Genomic DNA, 595 nt, shown 5'->3' on the forward strand with positions numbered 1-595 from the left:
TAGTTTCACTTGTAATTTTTTATGCTGCTTTCGATGTTATAAAATCAAGCATAGAGCCTTTAATAGGAGAATACCCTTCAGAAGATATTATTAAAGATATTAACAGCATTGCTAATGAACTTAATATAAATAATGATAATTCAAATCTTCATCATTTTCATATACATACATACGGAGACCATACAGAAATAACATTCCATATGCGTTTTCCAAAAGATATGACAGTAGAAGAGGCTCATGATAAAGTAAGCGTTTTAGAGAAATCTATAAGAGATAAAATGAATATGGAATCTACCATACATATAGAATGCTATAAGAATTAAATATATTCAAATATAATTTTATTTTTGTTTTTTATTATATTTTATAAGAAACAGCATTTATAAATCGCTAAATATCATATTTGAAACATTTTAAGCATATCTATTTAACATAATATATAGTTATTATGTTACCTTAAGCTACAATAATGATAAAAAAAACTAATTAAAAATTAAAAACTTACGATAAGTAAAGTATTAGCAGTAAACTATTTTTTAAGGAGCATAATAATGTCAACAAGCTCATTTTTTGGCATAGAATTAGGTAAAAGATC

The 595-nt window shown here is 23.9% G+C and carries 1 protein-coding gene; it reads left to right on the forward strand.

Annotated features, from left to right (window positions below):
* A partial coding sequence (locus GQX97_RS14055; protein ID WP_304488844.1) for a cation transporter dimerization domain-containing protein occupies positions 1–323 on the forward strand: 323 nt, incomplete at its 5' end.
* Between the last annotated feature and the right edge of the window lie 272 nt (positions 324–595).

This window comes from Brachyspira sp. SAP_772, from assembly GCF_009755885.1.
In the GTDB taxonomy this organism is placed as follows: domain Bacteria; phylum Spirochaetota; class Brachyspiria; order Brachyspirales; family Brachyspiraceae; genus Brachyspira.